Genomic DNA, 17757 nt, shown 5'->3' on the forward strand with positions numbered 1-17757 from the left:
CCGTCTTGGGCCGTCCGGTCTCCGCCTTGGGTGGTCCGGCTGCCTCCTGACGCGCCTCGTGTCGTGCCTCTGCCTCTGCCTCGTTCTCGTGTCGTGCCTTTGCCTCGTGGGGTCTCCTTTCTTTTCCGGCAACAATTACGGAGAGTGATTGATTCCTGAGGTCTCTCACTCTCTGTAAAATTTTTGTGGTGGGGACGGGCCTTTCCGGCGGGCGTGGGCGAGCAGGATGGAGGCCAGGGGTGGGATATGGCAGGCGGCGCGGTCGAGGGGGCGGAGGGGGCGGGGGACGTCGTGGTACGGGGCGCCGGCGATGCGGAGGACTTCGAAGCCGGATGCGGTGAGGAAGCTGCGCAGGGCGCGGGCGGTGTAGAGGCGGAGATGGCCGACGACTTGGCTGCCGGGGCGGCCGTGAATGCGGCGCAGGCTCACCTCCGAGAAGACGGGCTGGACGCCGGCGAGCAGAAGTCCGCGGTTGTACCAGGCGGCGAGATTGGGGGTGGAGAGCATCAGATGACCGCCGGGGCGCAGTACCCGGTGCAGTTCGTCCAGGGCGGCGTCGGGGTCGACGAGATGCTCGATGACCTCGCTGAAGAGGACGGCGTCGGCGGAGCCGGCCGCGAACGGCAGCCCGCCGTCGGTCAGTTCACCGCGTACGGCATAGGGGATACGGGTCGTGGCACGGCGCAGCGCGTCCTGGGACCAGTCGACGCCGACCAGGCGGTGCCCGGCCAGGACGTCCGCCGCGGTGGCGGCCGCGGTGCCGTCGCCGCAGCCGATGTCCAGGATGGTCGCGGCCGGTGCCCCAGTGCGTACGGGCCCGAGGGCGCGGGCCAGGAGCTGGGCCTGGCGTCGGCTGCGCGCGGCGCCGGACGCCACCGGAACGGCCGGGTTTTCGTAGAAGTCCCGTAGTCCTGCCGGGGGTTGGGCGGTGCCGACGGCGGGCCGGGTCATCGGGCGTCTCCTTCGGTGGCCGCGAGGGATTCGGTGGCCGCGAGGGAGCTGGCGAAGAGGGCGCCGAGACGGGCGCCGGCCGCGTCGTCCAGGAGGGCGTGCGACCAGCGCAGCGCGAGCTGGATGCGGCCGCCGACGGACGCGGTGGTGACGGTCAGCCCGCGCGGCATCCGGGCCGGGGCGGAGAACCACACCGCGGTCGGCCGCCCGGCGTCGGCGAAGTCGAGGGGGTAGGGGATGCGGCCGATGTTGGAGAGGAGAGTGGTGGAGGTCCACGGCGCGGCGGCGGTGCGAAGGGCCCGGGTGGCGGCCCCGCGTACGCCGACGGGCAGGAGGGGTGCGGTCAACACCGTTCCACTCAGGCCGAGTGGGGAGCCGGGGGCGGATTTGAGGGCGCGGGTCCGGGTGGCGGTACGGCGCAGCAGCAGGGCGACGGCACCGGGGTCGGGCGGATCGGCGCTGAGCAGATCGGCGTCCCGGCGTTCCTCGAGGCCGAAGCCGACGGAGACCAGCCGGGTGCCGTTGCCGATGGGCATTTCGCTGTCGCGCGGGCGGTCGTCGACGGGCATGGTGACCAGGACCGGGGTGGTGGGCCGGTCGTGCAGCCGGTTCCAGCGGGCGACCGTGAGGCATGTGGCGACGAGGAGCTGGTCGTTGACGGTGTACGGCGCCCGGCCGTCGATGCGCGGCGGGCGGGCCGGGACAGGCAGGTCGGTGATCAGCATGCCGTTCGTGCCGTCCATGGAGTTCGCGCCGCTGGAGGTGGTGGGGGTGCCGGTGTCGGGGGCGATCCGGGACGGGCGGGTGAGGCCGTGGCCGACGGCCGGGGTGCTGTCGTCGGGGCGGGCTGTGCGGTGGGTACGGGGTTCGGGGGCCCGTACGGGCGGCGGGGCGGGGGAGTTGTCGGCGCCGCCGTACAGCTCGGCGGCGGTGGCCAGTACGCGCAGGCAGGCCGGGCCGTCCAGCGCGGTGTGGTTGACGGTGAGGAGCAGGACGGTGCCGTCCGCTGCGTCCGGGTGCTCGATCGCCTCCAGGCGGATGGGCGGGGAGGATTCCAGGGACGGGCAGTCGGTGAGGGCGCGTTGCCGGGCGCGTACGAGGGCGTCGGGGCCGGGGGGCGGGAAGGCGACGGGGTCCACGTCCGGGCCGGCGGTGAGCTGCCACTCGTAGCGGCGGTGCCACCAGCGGACCGGGGCCTGGCGCATCAGGATGCGGGGGTGGCGGGTGAGGGCCTGGTGGAAGGCGGTACGCAGGCGCTCGTGGTCGACCCGGCCGGGGAGGTGCACCTCGATATGGACGGTTTCCGGTTCGTCGCCCTGGAGGCAGTGCCGGGAGATTTCGTCGACGACGGGGAAGCGGACGCGGGCGATGGTCGATTCGCGGGGGAGGGTGGGCTTGTTGGTGGTGGTGGGTTCGCCGGTGGGGGTGGCGTCCCGGCCGTCCGGTTCCGGCCGGGCGGGTTGGTGCAGTGCGGTCATCGCTCGGTCTCCTCCCAGTTGTGCCGCGGCCCGTTCGGCCGCCGCCGGTCGGCCCAGTTCGGGCCGGCGCCCGGTGTCCGTCCCCTGGCCTGGATCGGCCGACCGGCGGCGGCCGTCCCGTCGGGCCCCGGCCGCGCCGCGTCCCGCGCACGCCGGGGTAGCGGCGGGGGCGCCGCCGGGTCGGGAGCCGGGCCAGGAGGCGGCCCGGAAGCGGCAGTGGGACCGGACGCCGGGGCAGGGGGCGCCCCCGGGTCGAAGACCGAACCGGAAGGTGCAGCCGGACCGGGAGAAGCAGCCGAACCGGAAGGAGCAGCCGAACCGGAAGGTGCAGCCGGACCGGAAGGTGCAGCCGGACCGGAAGGTGCAGCCGGACCGGGGGCCGGCCCCGGTGCCGGCCCAGGGCGTGCAGCCGGCCCGGCCCCCGGCCCGGCCCCCGGCCCAGGAACCGGCCCAGAAGCACCCCCCGGCCCACCGTCCGCACCCCACCACTGCGGGCCGCCGCCCCCGCCCGGATCCCGTTCCGCCCCCCGTTGTCCCGGCCCGGCAGCTCCGCCGCCACCCGGCACCGTCACCACCGCCGCTGCCAGCGCCACCAGGGCGAACCCCTGGGCCACGGCGCTGAACGGCCCCCGGTCCGCGGCGATCGGCTCGCCCGCGTTCAGGGCGGCGGTGATCCCCGCGGCCGCCATGGCCAGGAGCGCGATCGGCACCAGCAGGCCCCGCCGGAACCGGGCCGGCACCGCCAGCAGCGGCACGATCACGGCGAACGGGCCCGAGGCGAGGGCCACCACGGCCGTCAGGGCCACTACGCCCAGCACCCACGACGGGGCCGGCGGTGTCACCGGGGCGGGCGGCGGTGTGCGGGGGGTGCGCCGTATCAGGGCCGACGCGACGAGCAGCAGTACGCCCGCCGCGCCGCCGATCAGCCCCAGGTCATAGGTGGTGGCCGGGGCGTAGGACAGCTCGACGGTGCCGCCCGCGCCGGCCGGGACGAGGAATCCCTGCTGCCAGCCGTCCAGGCGGAGCGGGGTCAGCGCGCGGCCGTTGAGGGTGGCGTGCCAGCCGTCGTTGACGTTCTCGTACATCTGGAGATAGACGGCCCGGCCGGCTCCGACGGTGACCGTACGGCGGTCGCCCGCCCCGTCCCCGGCGGTGACCCTGCGCGCCGGGCCCCCGGCGGTGGCCGCCGCATCTCCCCTGGTCAGGGTCACATCCGTGAGAGCCAGCGGCCCCTGGTCCCCGGCCTCCACCCGGTGCCGCCCGGACGGCAGCTCCAGGCGTCCGTCGCGCGCCTCCCCGGCGCACAACTCGACGGTGACCGGGCGCCGTTCGGTGAGGTCGCGGACGTACCCCGAGGCCTTGGTGGCGTGCAGTACGCCGTCGACGGCGAGCATCGGGCCCTGGCCGCAGCCGACCGAGAACCGTCTGTCGGCGGCGGGCCGCGGGGTGCGGTACGCATCCAGTGCGGGGAGGTAGACCTCGCTGAGTCCGACCGGCAGTTGCAGGGCCTGGCCCGCGACCGGGTTGTGGATGGTCAGCGGCTTGACCTTGCTGATGGTGATGTCGAGGCGGTCGGTGGTGATCGGGTCGAAGCGGGCCTGGCCGTTCTCGTCGACGCCGGCGGTGGCCGCGCCGTCCGGCGAGTTGATGAGGATCTGTTCGGGCCGGGTGGAGATGCCGCCGGCCGCGGCCAGCACGATCTGGTCGATCTTCTTCTTGCCGGGCCAGCGGAGATGGAGGGTGGGGCGGTCGCCGGCGATCCAGGCGGTGGTCAGGTCGCCGTCGACGAGATTGCGGGGGCTGAGCGACTGGCCGAAGCCGAAGCTGGTGGAGTCCGCGGTGGCGGTGATCCGGTCCTTCTGCTCGGGGGCGATCTTGTCCAGCAGCCGGTCGAGTTCGGGGCCGGGGACGGCCAGCGCCTTGCCGGAGACGGCGTAGGGCGCGCTCGCGTCCGTACGGAACTGGCGGTGCAGGCCGGTCTCGGCGGAGACGGGGGAGAGGCCGCCGGGGTCGCTGCCCCGGTGGAGGGAGAAGGTCTCGGCGGAGCTCTCCGCGCGGGAGCTCTCGGCGCGGGAACTCTCCGTCCGGGGACTCGCTGCCCGGGAACCCTGTGCATCGGTGGGGAGTTGAAGAAGTCGAGTGACCTGGACGCCGGGGACGGAGATCTCGCGGAAGCCCGCACCTGAGAGCCCCGCGCGCGGCGTCTGGGAGCCGAGGAGGGTGAGCTTCAGCCATTTCGCGGTTCCGGCCGGTGCCTTGACCTGCTGCTGGGTGCCGTCCGGGCGGAGCGGACTGTCCACGCTGCCGCGGTCGGTCTGTACCCGTACGGAGGTCGGTGCGGCGCGCAGTCCGTCCCCGGGCAGTGGGGTGAGGGAGAAGGAGGAGGGCATGGAGAGCGGCTTGGTGAAGGCGATACGTATCCACTGACCTACGGGGTCGCCCGCGCTGCCCTCCGCCCAGGCGGTGTCCGGGTTGCCGTCGAAGGCGTTGACGGGGTCGTACTGCGGCAGATGGAAGAGCCAGTTGCCGCTGGTGGAGGCGGTGACCGCGGTGGCGCCGCGGAGCACGGCGGTGGTCTGGTGCCCGATGCCGTCGGTCGGCAGGATCTGCCGGGGTGGGCGGCCGGGGTCCTGGACGCTGTCGGGGTGGTTCGTCTCGTCGGCCGTGTACGTATACGACGTATTGCTGTTGACGAGGCCGAAGCGGGTGTCGGCGCGGCGCAGGCCGTCGGCGGTCAGCTGGAGCGGCACGGTGCCCAGGCCCGGGTGGTTGTCGCCGGTCAGGACGGTCGGCCGGTTGCGCAGCGTGGGGTCGGCGGAGAGCTGGAGGAGCGCTTCCGGGCCGCCGCTGAGCTGTGCGGTGTCCGCGACGGCCTTGGCGGTGACCGGGCCGGGCTTCGGGGTGTTCCGGGGCTCGTAGATCTCGACGGAGCGCTGGCGCGGGTAGAGGCCCTGGATCTGGAGGGGCGCCCCGGCGGGGATCCTGCCGCTGGTGGTCAGCGGCCCGAAGGCAGCCGCCTTGCGGTAGCCGGACGCCTCCAGGGTGCGTTTGACGGTCTGCGGGGGGACGTAGCCGATCTGGTCCGGGTCGAGGTCGTTGCGTACGACGACGTCGTGGATGCCGGCCCGGCCCAGGTGGTCCCGCAGGCCGGGGACCTGTGCGCCGGTCATCAGGGCCTGTTCGACGGCGTCCAGGGCGCGGCGGGCGCCGGGGGTGCCGAAGGGGACGAAGTCGCGCTGCGCCCAGGGGGATTCGGCGAGCACATCGAGGGGTTCGTCGATGGGGGAGCCCCAGGTGTAGATGCCGTGGGCGGTGGCGGGGACGACCAGGGCGCGGCTGTCGGGGGAGTGGGTCCGCAGCCAGCTCGCGGTCCGTTCCCAGGAGGAGGGCAGCTTGGTGAAGGCGCCGGGCTGGAGGACGGTGCCGGTCAGGAAGGGGAGGGCGAGGGCGGGCAGGACGACCGCGGCGGTCACGAGGGGGAGCCGGCGGCGGACGGGGATCCTGCGGGTGCCGCGGCGTTCGGTGGCGATGTGCAGCAGATGCGCCAGGCCCAGGGTGAGCGCCAGCGCGAGCCCCGGGGTGAATTTGTAGATGTTGCGGAACGGGCGGAGCGGGCCGTTGAGCCAGTCCTGCCACAGGCCGTGTACGGGGCCGCCGAGCGCACCGCCGTAGCCGGCCAGGGTGATCAGCGCGACGGTCAGTACGGTCAGCAGCAGCCAGCGGCGTTCGGGCAGATCGCGGCGGGCCAGCCCGGCCAGTCCGAGGGCCGCGGCCAGCGCCGAGCCGAGTACCGCGAACCAGTTGGCCGTCATGGTCCAGCCGGCCGGCAGCCAGGGTTCGCCGAAGTTGAGGTAGCCGACCCAGTTGCCGGCGCCGCGCAGCATCTCGGTGGCGGACATGGTGCCGGTGGTGGTGTCCGCCTGCTCGATGAACGGCATGAAGTTCTCGCCGTGGATGCCCAGCAGGAGGAGGGGGACCACCCACCAGGCGGTGGCCAGTACGACGCCCGGCAGCCACCAGGCGAGCAGTTTCCGGCGGAGGTCTCCCGTACGGGAGAGCAGGTAGAGGCCGACGGGTAACAGGGAGGCCAGCGTCGAGGCCGCGTTGACGCCGCCCATGAAGGGGATCAGCAGCGCCGAGCGGGTGGCCGCGATACGGGCTCCGGCCTGCGGGTTCGTCAGGGGCAGCAGGACCCAGGGGAGGAGCGCGCCGGGGAGCGCGGCGGCGGAGGTGGACCCGATGACGAGGGTGAACGTCGGCCAGAGCGCGTAACAGGCGGCGGCCAGGAGCCTGGTGGGCGGGGTGCCGAAGCGCAGTCGTTCGGCCAGTCGCAGTGCGCCCCAGAAGGCGGCGGTGACGATCAGCGACATCCACAGCCGCTCGGCCAGCCAGACGGGGAGGTGCGCCAGATCGGCCAGGCCGTAGTAGGGGAGGGTGGGGAAGGCGTAGCCGAAGTACTGGTCGGCGATGCCGCCGAAGCCCGCCCGGTCGTGCCACAACTGGCCCAGGTCGCCGAGGAACTTCCAGGGGTCGGTGGTGACACCCAGTTTGGTCTCGAAGGTCATCTTTCCCGGTGAGGGGGCCAGGAAGCCGGCCAGGGCAAGGGCCCAGAAGGCGAACAGCCAGCGCCTGCGGCGGGGTTCGCCCGGTGGCGGGGCGGCCGGGGACGGCGTCGGCCTGTCGCCGGTGTCCGGCGATCCCGGTGACATGGACATCTGAAGCGTCCGTGCCGTCGGGGAGGTCCGGGACATCGGGGACCCCTCTGGTGCCTGGGATCCCTCTGATGTCTGGGACGCCTTCGCTGTCTGGGACGCCTTGGGCGTCTGAGTCATGGCAACCGCCGGAGGATGAGGAGAAGGTTCCAGGTGGCGACTTCGCGGACGCCCGGGAGGCGGGGGATGGTCTCGGCGAGGAACGGCGCGTAGCGGGAGCGGGCCGAGACGATCGCGACATCGTCGCGGGCGCGGACCTGGCGCAGGGTGCGGCCGATGTGGACGGCGAAGAGGTTCTCGCCCAGGGTGTGTTTGGCGGGGCGGCCGGTGCGGCGCCGGTAGCGGGCGCGGGCCCGTTCGGCGCCCAGGTAGTGCCAGGGTGCGGTCTCGTGGCCGCCCCAGGGGGACAGCCAGTTGGTGAAGGAGACGTAGATCAGTCCGTCGGGGCGGGTGACCCGGGCCATTTCGCTCAGGAAGGTCTGTGGGTCGGCGACATGCTCCAGGACGTTGGAGGAGAAGCAGATGTCGGCGGCGCCGTCGGCGAGCGGCAGCAGATAGCCGTCGGCGACCACCGCCCCGTCGGGGATGCGGCCGCGCGCGGTCAGTTCGGCCGTATCGGGTTCGAAGAGCAGCCCCTGGGCGCCGCGCCGCCGGAACTCCTCGGTGAAGTGGCCGCTGCCACCGCCGACATCGGCGACCACCGCACCCTTGAGCGGGGTATGGCGCTCCACCTGGTCGGCGGCGTCCCTGGCGAGCAGCGTGTAACAGTGTTCCGGTTCGGTCTGCTCCCGCAGAAAGGCGCGGAAGAGGGCGTAGGACCTGCGCAGCGAGGGGTCTCGCACGGGGCCCTCACCGCCCGGGGAGTGCGCTGAGGAATGCCTCCGCGGCAACCGCCCGGAAGCTGCTGACCGTATGGCTCCATCTGAAGCGGGCCGCTCGCGCTTCGGCCGCGCGGCCCAGGGCGTCCCGGCGGCGGGCGCTGAGCGCGAGGGTGCACCAGTGGGCGGCGAATGCGCTCTCGCCGCGGGCCAGCAGTCCGGTGACGCCGTCCTCGACGGAATCCCGCAGTCCGGGGATGTCGAAGCCGAGGGCGGGCGTACCGCGGGCGGCGGCCTCCATGACCACCAGTCCCCAGCCCTCCACCAGCGACGGATGCAGCAACAGCCAGGCAGAGCACAGGAGTTGATGCTTGCGTTGTTCGGAGATACGGCCGGTGAAGGTGACGTCGGGGCCGGCCGCCGCCGCCAGTCGTGCCCGCTCCGGGCCGTCGCCGACGATCACCAGCCGGCCGCCGGTCACCGGACGGACCCGCTCCCACAGCCGCAGCAGCAGATCGATCCGCTTGTACTCGACGAGCCGGCCCATGGCCAGGAAGAGCGGTTCGGGCGCCTTGGGGACGAGCGGTCCCGGCTCCTCGACGCCGTTGTACACGAGCCGGATACGGTCCCGCTGCACGCCGAGGTCGCGCAGCGCGGACGCGGTCGAGCCGGAGACGGCGACCATCAGATTGCGGCGGTGGGTGCCGGCCAGCGCCCAGTGCTCCAGCCGGCGGCCGAGCCGGGCGGCGGGCCGCGGATAGCGCATCCCCCACAGGTCCGTATGCACGTGGTTGACCAGGCACAGGGTCGGGCCGCGGTGCCACAGCGGCGCCAGATACGGCATCCCGTTGCACACCTCGACCAGCAGATCGCAGTCGTCGGCCCGGCGGGCCAACTCGCGGGGTGCGCGCAGGAAGTGACCGGCGTCACCGCCCGCCGAGACCACCCGGTAGCTGCGGGCGGTGGGGGTACCTCCCTGCTCATGGGGGTCCCCCCGCTCGAGCGGAGCCGAGAGCTCGGGGGAGGGCCCGCCGCACACCAGGGTGACCTGGTGGCCGAGTGCGGTGAGCCCGTCGGCGATCTTGTCCACCAGCAGCTCGGAGCCGCCGGCGGCGGGGTTGCCCAGGTCGCGGCGGGCGAGGAAGACGATACGGCGGGGGAGCGGGGGCGGCCCGGAGGGGGACGGGCCGGGGGACGACGGGCCGGGGGAGGGCGCAAGGGGCGGGGACGGTTGTACGTGCTGGGGCATGGGCGCTCCAACTCGTCTCAGGGTGCGGTACCAGCGGTGGGGGACGTACTGCGGGCTGAGTCGTTCGGGGCGGTGCAAGGGCGGGGTGGTGCAGGGGCGGGGCGGTGCAAGGGCGGTGCGGGTGTTGCGAGGGTGTTGCCGGTGTGGGGTGGTTAGTTTTCGCCGCGCGGTGCGCCGCGGCTACTCACGGGAGTGACAAAATCCCGGCCCCGTTTGCCTGACGGTTCATCACTTCGCTCAGGATTGGCCGTCCCCCCGCCTCCCTCGCACCACCAGCACCACCCCGATCAGCGCCCCGGCCCCGCCCGCCATCGCGGCACCTACCGGCAGCGGCCCGCTCACCAGCGCCAGCCTGTCGCTGTCCGCCGTCGCCAGCCGCACCTGCGCCCGCTGCGTCGCGGGCGTGAACCGCAGATGCTCACCGCGCAACAGGGTCACCGCATCACGCCGGCCACCGGGCGCACGCAGCGTCTTCAGCGGCGAGATCGCCGCATACAGGATCCGCCCCGTACGCCGCTCCACGACCAGCTCGATCCCGGAATTCGCGTACCACTCCTCGGCCTGGATCTGGCCCTGCCGCGGACGGCCGACCAGCTTGCCCGGCACCTGCCGGCTGCCGGTCCTGGTGGCCGGCACGCTGCCGGTGAAGCGATAGCCCGGATACCCCTGGATCTTCTTCGTACCGGCGAACCGGAGCGGTACGGCGGCCCCCAGGGTGTTGTCCCACCAGCGATAACTCTTCTTCTCCACATCGAAGGGGAACTTGAGGTACGCATCGCCGTCGAACCGCGTCGGCGCCTCCCCACAGCAGTGCACGGGGGCGTTGCTGCGCCGGTCGGTGACCCAGCGCTCGGTCGTCCACTGGAACGCTTTACGGGGATCCTTCAGCGCCAGCGTCCTCGGGGTGTCGACCGCCGTGGAGACATCCCACACCGCCCGCCCGCTCTCCTCGCTCGCCGCGACATCGCCCAGCACATGCCGGGTGATGGTGATCTTCTGCCGCTTCCGGGTCCGCAGCGCCTCGGTGTCGAAGTAGCTGCCGGTGCCGGTGAAGACGGTGGTGACGTCGACATCGACCGGCGTGGCCTTGGCCCGCGGCGTGACGTACCAGGCCAGCAGCGGGGCCAGGACCAGCAGAAAGACGCCGGTCCCCAGCAGGATCAGCGAGAGGGGCGAGGCGGTGCGGGCCGCGGCGGCGGGGGTGGCGGGACTGCCGGAATCAGGCATACGAGCACTCCTGGAAGCGGTGAGGGGAACACGCTCTGGTGCACGTGCGGCGGCGCCGGTGGGACCCAGGGCACCATGGGCCGGGAACGTAAGCGAACTCTTGACAGCGCGTCAATGCCCTTCCACACTCGGCAGGCACCACGACTGCCGTGGTGCCGCGCTGTGGGACGCGGCACCGAGCAGGCCCCGACCTTGCGGCCCGTACGCCCCGATCCGAGCGCCCGATCCGAGCGCCCGGCCCGTACGTCCTGGGGCCGTGCCGTGTGCCGAACCAGCCTCGACGGGGACCGGCCCAGGTCCCCCGCATCGACGAAGGGCTCGCCGCGCCATGCACCGAACGCTCGCCGCCGCACTGACCGCCCTGGCCGCCGCCGCGCTCGCCGTCGGCGCCGCGCTGGGTATCGCCGCCGCCCTGGACGCCACCCCCGAGCAGCCCAATGTGCCCCTGGTGACCTTCGACCGGACCGGCGAATAGGTCGGCCGGGCATGCGCAGGAGGACCGCGCCGTGGTGACCGCCGTACGCTCCGCCTGGCGGGAGGTCCCGCCCTACCAGGTGCGCCGGTTCGCCGCCCTTGCCCTGGACGAGGTGCCCGCACTGGCCGAAGGGATCCTGCACGAGATCCGCCGCGAATACCCCCAACTGCAGCTCGTCCCGGATGAGTTCGGCGAACCGCGTGCCCTGGTGGGCATCCGGCAGTCGCTCGAGCACTTCGTCGAGCACATGACGGCGGGACTGGACCGGCCGCACGTCCACCCGCAGGTCTTCCAGGAATTCGGCCGCGGCGAGGGCATCCAGGGCCGCAGCCTGGACGCCCTCCAGGCCATCTACCGCCTCGGCGTCAAACTCGCCTGGCGGCGGCTCGCCGAGATCGGCCAGCAGGTCGCCATCCCGGCACCCGCGATGTACGAACTCGCCGAGTCGGGCTTCGAGTATCTCGACGGACTGGTCGCCGAATCCGTCCGCGGCTACGCCGAGGCCGCCGCCCGCCAGGCCGGGGAGCGGCTGCGGCTGCAACGCCGCCTGATGGAGCAGCTGTTCGCGAGCCGCGGCGGGCGTTCCCGGCCGGGGCGTACCGGGCCGGGCGCGGCCGGGCGGGTCGCCACCGGGCCGTTCTTCACGCTCGCCGAACGCGCCGCCCGCATCGGCTGGCCGCTGCCCGAACGCGTCGCCGTCGCCGTCCTGCTGCGCCCGGCCCGCGAGGCGGTGGCGCCCGCCGTCGCCTCCGACGTCCTGCTGGACATGGAGTGCGAACGGCCCCGGATGGTGGTGCCCGAGCCGGACGCCCCCGGGCGGCGCGAGCTGCTGGCCCGCGCGGCGGCCGGCTGGTCGGGCGCGATCGGGCCCGCCGTACCGCTCCTCGACGCCGCCAAGTCACTGCGCTGGGCCGGGTCCGCGGTCGACCTGATGGAGCGCGGACTGCTGCCCGCGGGCGAGCTGCTCCAGTGCACCGAGCACACCGAGGCGCTGGTCCTGCTGCCGCCCGAGGAGCTGATCGAGGACCTCACCCGCCGCCGCCTCGCCCCGCTGACCCGCTGCGGCCCCACCCACGCCCGCCGCCTCGCCGAAACCCTGCTGGCCTGGCTGGAGACCCGCGGCGGCGCCCCCGAGGTGGCCGCCCGGCTCGGCGTCCATCCGCAGACCGTGCGCTACCGGCTGCGCCAGATACGGGAGTTGTGGGGCACGGAGGTGGACGATCCGGACCGCCGCTTCGAGCTGGAGCTGGTGTTACGGGCCCGCAGATTACGGGGCGAGCTGGGCCAGGGCGGCGGGAGCTGAGCCAGGCCGGCGGGGAGTTGGGCGAGGCCGGCGGGGAGTTGGGTCAGACCGGTGAGGAGTTGGGCGGGCGGCGGGGACCTGGGCCAGGCCGGGCGGGAACTGGGCCGACCGGGCGGGAACTGGGCCGACCGGGCGGGACCTGGGCCGGCCGCGTCCGTCCGGCGCCGTTGCCGATCACGCGTCCGCGGTCCTGGCCGACGCGGTGCGCCACGGGAATACCACCCCGCCCCACCGCGTTGTGGCCCCGCAGGGGGCGCACCCATCCCCTACGGGAAGTGTTCGCCCACCCCCTAGGTGGTGTGCCGCCCGCCGCCCCCCGTTGCCCCCCGCCGCTCGACCAGCGCCTCCATCCCGTCCAGCAGGCGGGCCAGCCCGAACTCGAAGAGGGTCTCCAGGGTCAGCGCGTCCTCCTCGCTCCCGTCGACCCCCGAGTACATCGGATACGTACCGGACGTGAGGATGCCCTCGAACACCGGCTCCATGGCCGCCATCCACTGGTTCTGGTCCATCCCGGACTCCTGCTCCGCCTCCAGATCGTCCTCGAACCCGGCGGCGGTGGCCCGTACGTGGTTCAGCAGCGTCACCGCCATATGGATCAGCGTCACCGGATCCATCCCCGCCACCCGCGACATCGTCCATTCGATCAGCGCCATCGCCCGCGGCATCGGCTGCGGCCGGGTGATCGACAGATACTGCGCCAGCCACGGATGCCGCCGGTAGAGCTCCCACTGCAGCCGGGCACCCGCCTCCATCCGGTCCCGCCAGCCGTCCGGCGCGGGATCGGGCAGTTCGACGTCCGCGAACGCGGCATCCGCCATCAGCAGCACGAGCTCGTCCTTGCCGGCCACATGCCGGTAGAGCGCCATCGAGGACACCCCGAACTCGGCGGCCACCCGCCGCATCGACAGCGCCCGCAGCCCCTCGGCGTCCGCGACCTTGATCGCGGCCCGTACGACGCGGTCGCGGCTCAGCCCGCTCTCGGTCTCCCGCGTGCGGCGCTCGCGGGACGGTTCGCCGCGCGGCGCGCGCTGCGGCTCGGCCACGACGGTGCCCACGCCCGGCACGGCCCGTACGGCGCCCTCCTGGCGCAGCGTCGTCAGCACCTTGGTGGCGGTCGCCATCGCCACGCCCCACTCCTGGGTGATCCGCCGGGTCGAGGGCACCCGGTCGCCCGGCGCCAGCTCGCCGGAGTCGATACGGCGCCGGATCTCGTCGACGATCCGGCGGAAGGGCGGCGGTTCGGGCTGCGCCACGGGTAGTCCTCCGTACTAGTGCACCAGGGTCATTTGGCGGGCTGTGAGGGTAGCAGTGCGCGCCTTACCAGCGCCTTGCACTAGGCAGGTGCACTAGTGTGATGCATCTCCAACTCCCTTGTTGTGCCCGCTGTTTGCACCGTAAGCGCACCCTGCTTACCGTGTCACCCATGCCGTTTACCTCGTACACATCCTCGGGCGCGCCCCTGCCCGCACCCCGTCCGCCGGCCGGCCGCCGCGAGTGGACCGCGCTCGGCGTCCTCCTGCTGCCCTGCCTCCTCGTCTCCATGGACGTCTCGGTGCTCTACTTCGCGGTGCCGTTCCTGACCCAGGAGCTGGAGCCCAGCAGCGTCCAGCAGCTGTGGATCCTGGACGTCTACGGCTTCGTCCTGGCCGGCCTGCTGATCACCATGGGCGCGCTGGGCGACCGCATCGGCCGCCGCCGGCTGCTGCTGTCCGGCGCCCTCCTCTTCGGCCTCGCCTCCGGGGTCGCCGCATACGCTCAGACCGCCGAAATGCTCATCGCCGCACGGGCGTTGCTCGGCATCGGCGGCGCGACCCTGATGCCGTCCACGCTCGCCCTGATCCGCAATCTCTTCCACGACGCCAAGCAGCGCGGCAAGGCGGTCGCCATCTGGTCGGCGGCGATGATGGGCGGCATCGCGGTCGGCCCGGTGCTCAGCGGGGCGCTGCTGGAACACTTCTGGTGGGGCTCGGTCTTCCTGATCAACGCGCCCGCGATGGTGCTGCTGCTGGTCTGCGGGCCGCTGCTGCTGCCGGAGTTCAAGAACCCGGCGGCCGGCCGCTTCGATCTGCCCGGCTCGCTGCTGTCGCTGCTGGCCATGCTGCCGGTCGTCTACGGCATCAAGGAGATCGCCCGCAACGGCCTGTCCGCGCTGCCTGTCATCGCCCTGGCCGTCGGCCTGCTGGCCGCCGCGGCCTTCGTCCACCGCCAGCGCACCGCCCGCCACCCCATGCTCGACATGGAACTGTTCCGCCACCGCGGCTTCAGCGTGTCGGTGCTGATGAACCTGCTGGCGATGTTCGCGATCGTCGGCTGTGCGGTGTTCTTCACCCAGTACCTCCAGTCCGTACGGGGCATGAGCCCGATGGAGGCGGCGCTGTGGAATCTGCTGCCGACGCTGGCGGTGGGCGGAATGGCGCCGATGGCCACCGCGCTCGCCCAGCGCATGGACCGGGCATACGTCATCGCCCTGGGGTTCACCGTTGCGGCCGCGGGCTTCCTCTGGCTGTCCTGGCTGGATCCCGGCTCGGCCCTCTGGTACGTCCTGGTCGCCTCGTCGGTCTATGCCTCGGGCCTGGTGATGGTGGCGTCGCTGGGCAATGAACTGGCCCTCGGTGTCGCGCCGCCGGAGCGGGCCGGGTCCGCCTCGGCGGTGCTGGAGTCCGGTTCGGAGCTGGGCGGCGCGCTGGGGATGGCGATCCTGGGCAGCATCGGGGGCGCGGTCTACCGGGGTGGCATGGAGGGCGCGCTGCCCGCCGGGCTCCCCGCGGGGGCGGCGGATGCGGCGCGCGAGACGCTGGCGGGTGCGGCGGCGGTGGCCCAGCGGCTGCCGGGCCAGGCGGGGGAGGCGCTGCTGACGGCGGCGCGGGCGGCCTTCACCGACGGGCTGCAGACGGCGGTGCTGGGCGCCGCGGGCATGATGGTGTGCGCGGCGGTGCTGGCGGTGGCGCTGTTGCGGGGGGTGCGGACGGCGGAACCGGCCGGCGCCGGGACGCCGGACGCCGGGAAGGGGGCTGCCGTGACGGACCCGGCCGAGGCCGCCGGATCCGCGACGGCCACCCCCGGCTCCCTCAGCTGAAGTCGAACTCCCCGGTACGGGTCCGCTTCAGCTCGAAGAACTTGTCGTAACCGGCCAGGAGGCGGGCGCCGTCGAAGACCCGTACCGCCTCCTCGCCCCGCGGAATCGCCATCAGGACCGGGCCGAAGAACGCGACCCCGTCGATGTGGAGGGTCGGCGTGCCGACGTCCTCGCCGACCGGGTCCATGCCCTGGTGGTGGCTCTTGCGCAGCGCGTCGTCGTAGGTGTCCCGCCCGGCGGCGCGGGCCAGTTCGGCCGGCAGCCCGGCCTCGGCCAGTGCCTTCTCGATGACGGTCGCGGTGTCCTCGCGGCCGTTGTTGTGGATCCGGGTGCCGAGCGCGGTGCAGAGATCGCGCAGCACCTCCTCGCCGTGCTCCTGGGCGGCCGCGATGCACACCCGCACCGGCCCCCACCCCTTGTCCAGCAGATCGCGGTACCTCTCGGGGAGGTCCTCGCGGCCCTCGTTGAGCACCGACAGGCTCATCACCCGGAACCGCAGGTCCAGGTCGCGGTGCCGTTCGACCTCCAGGATCCAGCGCGAGGAGATCCAGGCGGACGGGCAGATGGGGTCGAAGGAGAAGTCGACGGTGTGGCGGGAGGGGCTGGCGGCGGTGGGGTCACCCGGAGACTTCTCGGGCCTCTGCGGCTGCCGGGGCTGCCGGCTCTTCTGGGACGTCATGCGGATCAGATCAGAGCGCCACCGTGCCGGCCACCTGGGACATTCACCCCCGCCGTCCCTGGGCCAATTCCCTTCCGGGCGGCGGCCGCCCACCCCCTTCCGTTGCCTACTCCGGCGCGATGCCCAGCATCCGCTGGAGCAGCTGCTTGAGCAGCGTGCGCTCGGCGACGGTCAGCTGGCCGAGCGGCTCGCGCGCGAAGTCCAGGGAGGTGCGCAGCCGTTCGGCCGTACGGGCGCCCTCGGCGGTCGGGGCGGCCAGCTTGATACGGCGGTCGGCCGGGTCGGGGCGGCGCTCGACCAGGCCGCGGGACTCCAGGCGGTCCACGATCCCGGTGACGTTCGACGGCTCGCACTTCAGCCGCTGGGCGACCTTGCGCATGGGCAGCGGTTCGACGGTGAGCAGGCTGAGCACCCGCGCCTGCGCGCCGGTGAGGGAGTGCTCGGCCGCGGCGTGCTCGTACTCCTCGTAGTAACGGGCGACGACGGTGCCGATCAGGTCGACGACCTCGACGGTCAAGGGGTCTGCACGCGGTGTCATGCGGACCAGGATACCCAATTGCTTGACAACATGAAATATCGAGGTGCATTGTTGTTTCAGCACCTGAAGTATCTGGCCTGAGGTGTTCGGGCCGAAGCAAGCTGGAGGATCGCTCTCATGTCCGCACTGCCCGTAACCGGCCGCGAATGGCACCTCACCGCCCGCCCGCAGGGCTGGCCCACCCCGAACGACTTCGCGCTGCGCGAGGCCGCGGTCCCCGAGGTCGGCGAGGGCCAGATCCTCGTCCGTAACCTCGCCTTCTCCGTCGACCCGTACATGCGCGGCCGGATGAACGATGTGAAGTCCTACGTCCCGCCGTTCCGGCTCGACCGGCCGATGGACGGCGGCGCGGTCGGCGAGGTCATCGCCTCGCGCGCGGACTCGCTCGCCGTCGGCGACCATGTGCTGCACGGCCTGGGCTGGCGCGAGTACGCGGTCCTGGACGCCGGGAGCGCCGCCCAGGTCGACCCGTCGCTCGCCCCGCTCACCGCCTATCTGGGCGTGCTGGGCATGCCCGGCCTGACCGCGTACGCGGGCCTGCTCGAGGTCGCCTCCTTCAAGGAGGGTGACGCCGTCTTCGTCTCCGGTGCAGCCGGTGCGGTGGGCAGCCAGGTCGGCCAGATCGCCAAGCTCAAGGGCGCCTCCCGGGTCATCGGCTCGGCCGGCTCCGACGAGAAGGTCAAGCTCCTGGTGGAGGAGTACGGCTTCGACGCCGCCTTCAACTACAAGAACGGCGACGACGTCACCGGCCAGCTCAGGGCGGCCGCGCCCGAGGGCATCGACGTCTACTTCGACAACGTCGGCGGTGACCACCTCGAGGCGGCCATCTCCGCCCTCAACGTCCACGGCCGGATCGCGGTCTGCGGCATGATCTCGATGTACAACGCCACCGAGCCCAGCCCCGCCCCGCGCAACCTCGCGATGGTGATCGGCAAGCGCCTGCGCATGCAGGGCCTGCTGGTCAGCGACCACTCCGACCTCCAGTCGAAGTTCGTGGAGGAGGTCTCCGCCTGGATCCGCTCCGGCGAGCTCAAGTACAGCGAGACCAAGGTGCCCGGCATCGAGAACGGCGTCGAGGCCTTCCTGGGCATGCTCCGCGGTGAGAACACCGGGAAGATGATCGTGAGCCTGGACAGCTGACGACGAGCCTGACCGGGCGCGTTCGCGGACGGGCTGCTGCGGGCGCTGCGCGAGCACGACGCGACCGGGCGCGGGGACCTCGTGGCCTCGCTGCGCGCCTGGCTCGCCCGG

The 17757-nt window shown here is 73.1% G+C and carries 13 protein-coding genes; 4 read left to right on the plus strand and 9 right to left on the minus strand.

Going from position 1 to position 17757, the window contains the following annotated elements; all coding sequences use genetic code 11:
• Positions 1-165: 165 nt before the first annotated feature.
• The 6 genes from AB0D04_RS22890 to AB0D04_RS22915 form a co-directional block, all read right to left on the minus strand.
• On the minus strand, positions 166-951 hold the full coding sequence (locus AB0D04_RS22890) for a class I SAM-dependent methyltransferase (protein WP_362706235.1): 786 nt from the start codon (positions 949-951) through the stop codon (positions 166-168).
• Positions 948-2429: a condensation protein gene (locus AB0D04_RS22895; RefSeq protein ID WP_362706237.1), complete on the minus strand. Its 1482-nt coding sequence runs from the start codon at positions 2427-2429 to the stop codon at positions 948-950. The genes AB0D04_RS22890 and AB0D04_RS22895 overlap by 4 nt, the downstream gene beginning before the upstream one ends.
• Complete coding sequence (locus tag AB0D04_RS22900) at positions 2426-7138, minus strand: alpha-(1->3)-arabinofuranosyltransferase family protein (RefSeq protein ID WP_362706273.1); 4713 nt, start codon at positions 7136-7138, stop codon at positions 2426-2428. Before AB0D04_RS22900 ends, AB0D04_RS22895 begins: the two co-directional genes overlap by 4 nt.
• A 119-nt stretch (positions 7139-7257) precedes the next feature.
• Positions 7258-7983, minus strand: a complete 726-nt coding sequence (locus tag AB0D04_RS22905) for a class I SAM-dependent methyltransferase (RefSeq protein ID WP_362706240.1) — start codon at positions 7981-7983, stop codon at positions 7258-7260.
• Between the two features lie 7 nt (positions 7984-7990).
• Entirely contained in the window at positions 7991-9208 is a 1218-nt protein-coding gene (locus tag AB0D04_RS22910) for a glycosyltransferase family 4 protein (protein WP_362706243.1), read from the minus strand.
• A gap of 237 nt (positions 9209-9445) precedes the next feature.
• Positions 9446-10435: a DUF3068 domain-containing protein gene (locus AB0D04_RS22915; RefSeq protein ID WP_362706245.1), complete on the minus strand. Its 990-nt coding sequence runs from the start codon at positions 10433-10435 to the stop codon at positions 9446-9448.
• A gap of 328 nt (positions 10436-10763) precedes the next feature.
• Between AB0D04_RS22915 and AB0D04_RS22920 the strand changes: the two genes are divergently transcribed.
• Both AB0D04_RS22920 and AB0D04_RS22925 read left to right on the plus strand, forming a co-directional pair.
• Positions 10764-10910: a hypothetical protein gene (locus AB0D04_RS22920; protein ID WP_362706247.1), complete on the plus strand. Its 147-nt coding sequence runs from the start codon at positions 10764-10766 to the stop codon at positions 10908-10910.
• Positions 10911-10941: 31 nt separating this feature from the next.
• Positions 10942-12213 (plus strand): helix-turn-helix domain-containing protein, encoded by a 1272-nt coding sequence (locus AB0D04_RS22925; protein ID WP_362706250.1) that lies wholly within the window; start codon positions 10942-10944, stop codon positions 12211-12213.
• Between the two features lie 290 nt (positions 12214-12503).
• On the opposite strand, the gene AB0D04_RS22930 is transcribed toward AB0D04_RS22925, so the two are convergent.
• Positions 12504-13466, minus strand: a complete 963-nt coding sequence (locus AB0D04_RS22930; protein WP_362706253.1) for a GntR family transcriptional regulator — start codon at positions 13464-13466, stop codon at positions 12504-12506.
• Between the two features lie 170 nt (positions 13467-13636).
• On the opposite strand from AB0D04_RS22930, the gene AB0D04_RS22935 reads away from it, so the two are divergent.
• Positions 13637-15289 carry an MFS transporter gene (locus tag AB0D04_RS22935; RefSeq protein ID WP_362706256.1) on the plus strand — a complete coding sequence of 551 codons (1653 nt, stop codon included), beginning with the start codon at positions 13637-13639 and terminating at the stop codon, positions 15287-15289.
• Here AB0D04_RS22935 and AB0D04_RS22940 read toward each other — a convergent pair.
• A complete protein-coding gene (locus AB0D04_RS22940; RefSeq protein WP_362706258.1) occupies positions 15282-15968 on the minus strand; it encodes a disulfide bond formation protein DsbA in 687 nt (228 codons plus the stop codon). The genes AB0D04_RS22935 and AB0D04_RS22940 overlap by 8 nt on opposite strands.
• A gap of 106 nt (positions 15969-16074) precedes the next feature.
• Positions 16075-16506: a MarR family transcriptional regulator gene (locus AB0D04_RS22945; RefSeq protein ID WP_362706260.1), complete on the minus strand. Its 432-nt coding sequence runs from the start codon at positions 16504-16506 to the stop codon at positions 16075-16077.
• A gap of 117 nt (positions 16507-16623) precedes the next feature.
• Between AB0D04_RS22945 and AB0D04_RS22950 the strand changes: the two genes are divergently transcribed.
• Positions 16624-17646 carry an NADP-dependent oxidoreductase gene (locus AB0D04_RS22950; RefSeq protein ID WP_362706263.1) on the plus strand — a complete coding sequence of 341 codons (1023 nt, stop codon included), beginning with the start codon at positions 16624-16626 and terminating at the stop codon, positions 17644-17646.
• Positions 17647-17757: the final 111 nt, after the last annotated feature.

It is taken from the genome of Streptomyces sp. NPDC048483 (genome assembly GCF_040651455.1).
Classification (GTDB): Bacteria; Actinomycetota; Actinomycetes; order Streptomycetales; family Streptomycetaceae; genus Streptomyces.

Bases quoted from the DNA above. Each gene is read 5' to 3' on its own strand.
- AB0D04_RS22940 (WP_362706258.1), bottom strand. From the start codon at position 15,968: ATGACGTCCCAGAAGAGCCGGCAGCCCCGGCAGCCGCAGAGGCCCGAG.
- AB0D04_RS22950 (WP_362706263.1), top strand. From the start codon at position 16,624: ATGTCCGCACTGCCCGTAACCGGCCGCGAATGGCACCTCACCGCCCGC.
- AB0D04_RS22920 (WP_362706247.1), top strand. From the start codon at position 10,764: ATGCACCGAACGCTCGCCGCCGCACTGACCGCCCTGGCCGCCGCCGCG.
- AB0D04_RS22900 (WP_362706273.1), bottom strand. From the start codon at position 7,138: ATGTCACCGGGATCGCCGGACACCGGCGACAGGCCGACGCCGTCCCCG.
- AB0D04_RS22895 (WP_362706237.1), bottom strand. From the start codon at position 2,429: ATGACCGCACTGCACCAACCCGCCCGGCCGGAACCGGACGGCCGGGAC.
- AB0D04_RS22915 (WP_362706245.1), bottom strand. From the start codon at position 10,435: ATGCCTGATTCCGGCAGTCCCGCCACCCCCGCCGCCGCGGCCCGCACC.
- AB0D04_RS22945 (WP_362706260.1), bottom strand. From the start codon at position 16,506: ATGACACCGCGTGCAGACCCCTTGACCGTCGAGGTCGTCGACCTGATC.
- AB0D04_RS22910 (WP_362706243.1), bottom strand. From the start codon at position 9,208: ATGCCCCAGCACGTACAACCGTCCCCGCCCCTTGCGCCCTCCCCCGGC.
- AB0D04_RS22890 (WP_362706235.1), bottom strand. From the start codon at position 951: ATGACCCGGCCCGCCGTCGGCACCGCCCAACCCCCGGCAGGACTACGG.
- AB0D04_RS22935 (WP_362706256.1), top strand. From the start codon at position 13,637: ATGCCGTTTACCTCGTACACATCCTCGGGCGCGCCCCTGCCCGCACCC.